General features: G+C 72.0%; 6 protein-coding genes. 1 reads left to right on the top strand and 5 read right to left on the bottom strand.

Annotated elements, in window-relative coordinates; all coding sequences use genetic code 11:
- Positions 1 to 284 precede the first annotated feature (284 nt).
- Positions 285 to 1535, top strand: a complete 1251-nt coding sequence (locus tag IE239_RS40950; RefSeq protein ID WP_190154529.1) for a DUF418 domain-containing protein — start codon at positions 285 to 287, stop codon at positions 1533 to 1535.
- Between the two features lie 576 nt (positions 1536 to 2111).
- Here the strand turns inward: IE239_RS40950 and IE239_RS40945 are convergent.
- The 5 genes from IE239_RS40945 to IE239_RS40925 all read right to left on the bottom strand — a co-directional run.
- The gene (locus IE239_RS40945) at positions 2112 to 3932 is read right to left on the bottom strand and encodes an ABC transporter ATP-binding protein (protein ID WP_190154528.1); all 1821 of its coding nucleotides are present in this window, start codon (positions 3930 to 3932) and stop codon (positions 2112 to 2114) included.
- Between the two features lie 166 nt (positions 3933 to 4098).
- Positions 4099 to 4320 (bottom strand): hypothetical protein, encoded by a 222-nt coding sequence (locus IE239_RS40940; RefSeq protein ID WP_190154527.1) that lies wholly within the window; start codon positions 4318 to 4320, stop codon positions 4099 to 4101.
- Positions 4321 to 4506: 186 nt separating this feature from the next.
- A complete protein-coding gene (locus IE239_RS40935; RefSeq protein WP_190154526.1) occupies positions 4507 to 5802 on the bottom strand; it encodes a cation:proton antiporter in 1296 nt (431 codons plus the stop codon).
- 134 nt (positions 5803 to 5936) lie between these two features.
- The gene (locus tag IE239_RS42855) at positions 5937 to 6632 is read right to left on the bottom strand and encodes a hypothetical protein (protein WP_308435467.1); all 696 of its coding nucleotides are present in this window, start codon (positions 6630 to 6632) and stop codon (positions 5937 to 5939) included.
- 116 nt (positions 6633 to 6748) lie between these two features.
- Positions 6749 to 7216: mannosyltransferase YkcB-related protein (locus IE239_RS40925; protein ID WP_506005311.1), on the bottom strand; the 468-nt coding region annotated here is incomplete at its 5' end.

Genomic DNA, 7216 nt, shown 5'->3' with positions numbered 1-7216 from the left:
GGCGCGCGGTGATGCGGCCGCTGGGGACGCCCGCCACCCGGCAGGCCGGTCGCAGCCGCTCGGGGGGAGCGCTCCGGCCCGTCGGCGGGCGGGTGGGCGAGGCTCGGCGGATGGTGTCGGCCGGTTCTCGTGCGGTGGGATCGGTCCGTGGGCGCCCGAGTCCCGCCGAACGGTCGGCGTGGCGCTGTTCCGCCGGTCGGCGGGGCGGACCCGGCCGGTCGGCGGGGGGGCCAACGAAGCCTGCCGGATGGTCCGCCTCCTGACGGCACCGAAGGATTTTCCGTATGACACAGATACAGCCGCCCCAGGAGACACCGGCACCGCAGGAGAACTCACCTCCACGGCCCCGAACCTCGCCCGAGTCCGCCGGGCAGGCCCCGGGCGGTCCCTCGACGGGACGCCTGGTCGGGGTGGATCTGGCCCGCGCGCTGGCGGTGTTCGGCATGTACGTCGTGCACATCGGCCCCCCGCTGTCCGCCACGCACGGCGTCGCCAGCTGGATCCGGTACATTTCGGACGGTCACTCGTCGGTCCTGTTCGCCACCCTCGCCGGGTTCTCGCTGATGCTGATCGCGGGGCGCTTCGAGCCGAAGACCGGCCTGGCCGGCCGGCAGGCGAAAGCCCGGATCGCGATCCGCGCCGTGATCCTGCTGGCGCTGGGCACCGTGATGGCGATGGAGTACGGGGGAGTGATCATCCTTGGCTTCTACGGCGTCTACTTCCTCCTCGCCCTGCCCCTGGTGCGACTGAGCGCAGGGACCCTCGCGACGATCGCGGCGGGGCTCGCGCTCGTCACTCCGCAACTGGCGTTCGTCCTGACAACGCGGCTGAGCGACTCCGTCCAGCAGAGCATCAACGCCTACGACCCGCTCCGCCACCTCAGCGAGGTGGGAGTGCTGGATCTGCTGCTCACCGGTTTCTACCCGGCGCTCACATGGATGCCGTTCGTGATCGCCGGCATGGCGCTGGCGCGCATGGACCTGTCGGCGGCCGCCGTCCAGCGGCGCCTGGCGGCGCTCGGCGCCGGCCTCGTCGTGGGGGCTTACGGCTTGTCCCTGCTGCTGGCGGGCAAGGACGCGTTGAGGAGTACGGCTGAGGACATGTCGTCGTCCGGTGGCTCCGGGGCGGCGTCCATGGGCAGCGGGTCCATGGAGCCCCAGCGGTCGTTCTCGGAACTGATGGCCGCCGGGCCGCACAGCGGCACCACGTTCGACATCATCGGCAGCGTCGGCGTTGCGATCCTCGTGATCGTGGGCGCGACGGTGCTGATGGACCGCCTGCCGCGACTGCGCCGCCTGGCAAAACCGGTCATCGCCGTGGGCACCATGTCCCTGACCGCCTACGTCGGTCACTTCGTCGCACAGTCCGTGCTGTCCACGCCCGCCGGGACCGGCACCCAGCAGTCCTGGGTGCCGCTGCTCATGTACGTCCTCGGGGCGATCGTGTTCGCCACTGTCTGGTCCCGCTTCTTCCGCCGCGGCCCTCTGGAGCACCTGCTCAACACCGCCACCAGTCCCGCCAAACACGTCCGGTGAGGTCCGGTCGGGGTGGCTTGGCTTCCTGCCCCATCCCGGCCTGAACGGTCTGCCGAAGCCCGCAGGGGGATCGCCCTTGCGGGCTTCGGCTGTTGTTCTTGGCCGACTGATGTCGGGGGATGCGTGGGCAGGGTGCCGGCGCGGCCTGGGGGCGATCGTCAGCACCGGCAGGCGCGCAGGGAGCGTTGATCACGACGTGGCGTACGTGTGCGTCAGCTCGCGCCTGGCGCACGGTGCACCGCGCGCACGATCCCCGCACCACTCGGCGCCGCAGGCAGTCTCCAGGGTGCTGCCGTCGAGGGAGCTGACGGAGAAGACGGTGCGATCCACGTGGGGAGGCAGCCGGGACAGGCAGGCAAAGAGCGACTCGGTGTCCCCTTCGCCCGAGGGCGTACTCCACCCTGAGGCCGGCGATGTGCTCGACGGGCTCGTCCGGGTCGCGGGGGCTGTCGGCGAGCAGAACGTCGAGGAACCGGCCGTGGCGGTACAGCACGGCGCATCCGGCAGATGCCCGACGCCACCATCCCGCCACCCGGCACGGCCGGCGGCACCGGCGAGCCCATGGTCAGGCCCGTCTCAGTCGCGGGGGCGTCCCGTCGAGGTCAGGAGCTGCTTCGCCGCGAGCTGCGCGTACAGCTCGTCCTCGGCCACCAGTTCCTCGTGGGTGCCGACCGCGCGGACCGTGCCCGCGTCCATGACGACGATGCGGTCGGCGTCCGTGACCGTGGACAGGCGATGCGCCACCACCAGCACGGTCGTCTCGCGTGCCGCCTCGGCGATGACATCCCGCACCGCTCGCTCGTTGACCGCGTCGAGCTGCGAGGTCGCCTCGTCCAGGAGCAGCAGCCGGGGCCTGCGCAGCAGCGCGCGGGCGATCGCGACGCGCTGGCGTTCGCCGCCGGACAGTTTCGAGCCGCGGTGCCCGACCTGGGTGTCCAGGCCGTGCGGGAGACGCTCGACGAGGGCGGCGAGCCCGGTGCGGGCGAGGATCTCGCGCAGGTCGTCGTCGGTCGCGCCGGGCGCGGCGAAGACCAGGTTCTCGCGCAGCGTGCCGGCCAGCACCGGCGCGTCCTGCTCGACGTACCCGATGACGGACCGCAGCTCGGACAGCGGCCACTTGGTCACGTCCTTGCCGTCGACCAGGACGCGGCCGCCGGTCGCTTCGTAGAACCGCTCGACGAGCGCGAAGACCGTCGACTTGCCCGCGCCGGAGGGACCGACGATGGCCGTCATCCCGCCGCCCGGCACCTCGAAGTCCACCCGCCGGTGGATGTCCGGCAGCCCGGACCCGTGGCGGAAGGACACCTGCTCGAAGCGGACCGAGGCCGGACGCGGCAGCGGCTCTCCCGGCAGCGGCTCTCCCGCCGCCGGACGCACCGGCGGGCGGCGCCGGTCCTGCGGCTCCGTCGCCAGGCCGTCCACCTGCGCGATCCGGGCGATCGCAGCCGCGCCCTCCTGGTAGTGGGACGCGGCGTCGACCAGCCTGTACACCGGCTCCAGCAGGTAGAAGAGGTACAGCAGGAACGCGATGAGCGTGGACACGGGTATCTCCCCGGACGCCACGCGAGACCCGCCGACGGCGAGCACCGCGAGGAACGCCAGCTGGACGGCGAGGTTGTCCGCCGAGCCCAGCAAGGCCTCCCACTTCGCGCTGCGCACGCCGTGTCGCCACGCCCTGCGCGCCGCCGCCTCGACGCGAGCGGTCTCCCGCTCCTCGGCGCCGGACGCCTTCACGGTACGGAATGCCCCGAAGACCCGCTCCAGGCCCGTGGACATCTCCCCGACAGCCGCCTGCGAACGCTCGGCGGCCTGCCCGATCTTCGGCATCACCAGCGCGGCAGCCACACCGACGACCGCGACCACGCCGAGCGTGACGCCGAGCAGGACGGCATCGAGGAAAGCCATCACCGCGACCGCCGCGACCAGCGTCACCGCCCCCGTCGCGGCGGAGACCACCGCCTGGGTGCTGACCGCCCGCAGCAGCGTGGTGTCGGAGGTCACCCGGGACATCAGATCACCCGGCTGCATCCGGTCCACCTCCGCGAGGCGCAGCCGCAGCAACCGTCCGATGAGGCTGCGGCGGGCGGCGAGCACCACCGACTCCGCGGTCCGTTCCAGCACGAAGGCGCCGAACGCCTCGGCCGTCGTGCTCAGCAGGACCAGCAGGGTCAGTGCCAGCAGGACGGCGCCGATCGTGCCACCGGACGAGAGCCGGTCCACCAGCGTCTTCGTGGCCAGCGGCTGCAGCAGCCCGCCGGCGGCCCCGGCCAGCGCGCACAGCAGACCGAGCCCGACGGCCCACCGGTGCGGACGGACGTACCCGTACAGCGCCTTGAGCGTCTCGCGGGTACGCGGGGACCCGGCACCCGTCGCCTTCGGGGCGGATGCGGTGTTCACAGGATTCCTTTCCTACGTGGTCGGCCGCGCGAGCGGGTGCACAACGGCATCACGGCGATCAGGGCGTACGACGGCCAGGCGGAGGCCGCCCGTCACCGACGCCATGCCAGGGAGCGCACGGTGTGCCATGCCACCGGTCGGGAAGCCCGGATCTCCGATCGCCGGCTCAGTGGACCAGTGAGGCCGCCCGCGTGGCGAAGATGTGCACCACCGCTTCGTAGAACTCGGGACGGGCGACGAACAGGACACCGGCGCCCGCCGCCAGCGTCAGGCCGAGAAGTTCCAGCCGCCCGCCTCTGCCACGTGTGACGTCACGTCCCCGCGCGTCGATGCCGGCCGGCGCCCCCAGGGCGGTCTCGGGCTCCGTGTTACGAGCATGCTGTGTCATGGCCCCCAGCCTGGACGTCCGGCCGCTCTCCGCATATCCGGCGACTGTCGGGACCGCCCCCGCCGAGTGGCTGGAGAAGACCGGCCTGGGGTAGGAGCCGTCGGGGCCGCGAGGCAGACGCGCCGCACGCACGGCAGCGCCGCGTGGCAGGGCGGCACCGTGAACCACGCAGCACCGCCGGGAACATCAACTCCGTCTGGCGACGACCGGTGAGTCCGGCTCGTCGGTCTCCGGGGAGTCAGGTCCGCCGGCAGCTGACGGGGGCGGGCCGGTCAGGGACCGGGCGATGGCCACGGAGCCGCCGCCGTGGAGCAGGATGCTGCCGAGCACCGTGAGGGTCATGGCGTACAGGGCGGTGTCGGCGTACGGCCCGTCCGGCAGAGCGTTGAAGGCGAGCAGGCCGAACACGATGGAGGTGGTGCCGCGTGGTCCGAGCGCGCCGACCATGAGCCTCTCGCGCCAGGTGAACTTCGAGCCGAGGAAGGCGAGCATGATCGGAAGGATGCGCACGACGGTGAGCGCTGCGGCGCAGAGCACGACGGTGGGCCAGTGGACGCCCTCCTCCATGGCGAGCACCACGGCGTTGCCGAAGAAGAACCACATGCACATCGTCGCCATCGAGTTGGTGTCCTCGATGAGCTGGAAGTCCGAGGCGTGGGGGGCCGAGGCGCCCCGTCGGCGGACCGGTGCCTGCCTGATGTAGCGGAAGGCGATCCCGCACACGAACGAGGCCACGAAGCCGTTGCCGTCCATCGCCGTGGTCACGGTGTAGGTGAGCAGCGGTGTGACCAGCACGACGACGCGGCGGGACTGCTCCGTCATCCACTCCGCGCGGTCGGCCAGGTTGATCAGCCATGCGACCAGCGCCCCCACCACGAAGCCGGCCACGAGGGCCTTCAGTGCGAACGGCACGGCAGTGCCGAGGGCCTGCATGGGCGTGCGGGTGACGGTGTTGGTGCCGACGAGGATCAGTGCGAACAGGAAGAGGGGCGAGACGATGCCGTCGTTGTAGCCGCTCTCCACGTTGAGCACGCTGCGCACCTTCGCCGGGATGCGCCGGTCGCGGACCAGCGTCTCGGCCGGGGCGAAGTCGGTCGGGACGACGATGCACGCGATGAGCAGCAGCAGCGCGACCGGCAGGCCGGGCAGCAGCAGCGTGCCCAGCAGCACCATCGTGATCAGGCTCAGTGGCAGGGCCACCAGCAGTGCCCGCGCGGCGGAGCCGGGGTCGTCGCCGAACAGTCGCCCGCCCGGCAGCTCGGTGGCGTCGACGAAGAGCAGGACGGCCAGGATGACCTCGGCCACATGCTGAGCGACCTCGGAGTTCAACGTGGCGGCGATATGGCTGTGCGTGAACACCCCAGTGACCACGCCTGCGAGCACCAGCACCAGAGGAGCCCGCACATGCCGCTGTTCCAGCCGGCCGGCGACCAGCGACCAGCCGGCCACCACCGTGGTGATCACAATCAGGACAGAGATCATTTGAATCCGCTTCAGAACTCGGAACAGACCGGCGGCCGCCCCGCACCGGGACCTCTACAAGGGCGTCTGCCGTCTGCCGGCGTCAGCACGGGCAGACGGTACAACGGACGAGGCCCGGCACACAGCACCGGGCCTTACATCTGGCTCCGGCATACGACCGCCGGAGCACGAGGAGCCGCTGAGCTGTCAGAGCGGGGGCTGGGCCCTGGGTGGTCAGAGACGGCGGGCCGCGCGCAGCCCCTGGCAGGTTCGTGGTCAGGGAGCACAGGAGGGAGAACACCAGACCGAGTGCGATGCCGATGGCGGTGATCTGCGGGGTCACTGCTGCGGGGATCAACGGGACTCTCCATGGAAGGAGTTGTGGTGGGCGCCGGGCGACGGGGGGTGTCACCCGGGTCGGCGGGGTCGGCGTCGGGGTTGTCGGGCGGGAGTGCCGCGAGCCGCTCCAGGAGGAGTTCGCCCTGGCCGTGGATGTTGCCGATGGCGACGAGCGAGGAGTCCGGCCCGAGGTGAGCCAGCAGATCGGTGGTGAGCCGGTCGGGGTCGCGGCGGTCGCCGCCGAGATCGACGACGTTCCCGGTCCAGTGGGCGGGCACGGCGTCGGCGGCGGATCTGGTGGGGTGACCGATGAGGAAGACCGTGTCCGGGTCCAGCTGGGGGATGAGCGCGCCCATCTGCCCGTTGCGCTCGACACGGTTGCCGCGAATGCCGTTGACCAGCACCCGGGTGGGTATGGCGGCGACGTTCGCGTCATGGCGGCGCTGTTCGACGATGCCTGCGACGAGCAGGCCGGCGCAGCACGTCGCAAGGACGCAGTACAGGAAGAGCACGGCGGGTCAGCTCCTGGGTCCGGGGCCGGACGGGGATGTGGAGGCGGAGGTGGCGGGCGCGCCGTCCGGGGAACCGGGCGCGGGCGGTGCGTCGGCCCGGGGGAGGCGCTGTCTGATCAGTTCGAGGCTGCGGGCGAGGGATCCCACCTCGTCGTGGTGGCGCGGATGCCCTGCGCGCGGCAGTCGTAGAGGACGAAGTCGCCCCTGGTGCGCCGGCCGTAGGCCCCGGAGCGGACGCGCTCGCAGTGGGACCTCACCCACGTCGTGGCGGGGGTGGTGGGGCGCAGGTGGGTGAGCAGCACGTAGCGGAGTTGGTGAGCGGCGATCAGGCCGCCGAGCTGCGGGGCGCTGGGGAAGGGGGTCTTCCCGGTGAACCCGCCCATGACGAGCACGGGTTGGGCCTGAGCGCGCAGCAGACGCTCCGCGGGGTAGGCGGCCTGGGTCGCGAGGAGGTACTTCTCGCCCTTGCGGTGGGCGATGAGGTAGTCCAGCAGGGCGGTGTCGCGGGTGCTGGGCCGGTCGAGCTCGGCCCGGCGGGGAGCGGACGGGCCGTGGCCGGCCTCGCGGTAGGCCTCGCCGACGGG

The sequence above is a fragment of the Streptomyces humidus genome (assembly GCF_014649655.1).
Lineage (GTDB): Bacteria > Actinomycetota > Actinomycetes > Streptomycetales > Streptomycetaceae > Streptomyces > Streptomyces humidus.
Note: the sequence above shows the minus strand (reverse complement) of the source record. Positions and strands in the feature narration are given on the sequence as shown.

Excerpts from the sequence above, each read along its gene's own strand:
- IE239_RS40950 (WP_190154529.1), top strand. The coding sequence starts at position 285 with ATGACACAGATACAGCCGCCCCAGGAGACACCGGCACCGCAGGAGAAC.
- IE239_RS40940 (WP_190154527.1), bottom strand. The coding sequence starts at position 4,320 with ATGACACAGCATGCTCGTAACACGGAGCCCGAGACCGCCCTGGGGGCG.
- IE239_RS40935 (WP_190154526.1), bottom strand. The coding sequence starts at position 5,802 with ATGATCTCTGTCCTGATTGTGATCACCACGGTGGTGGCCGGCTGGTCG.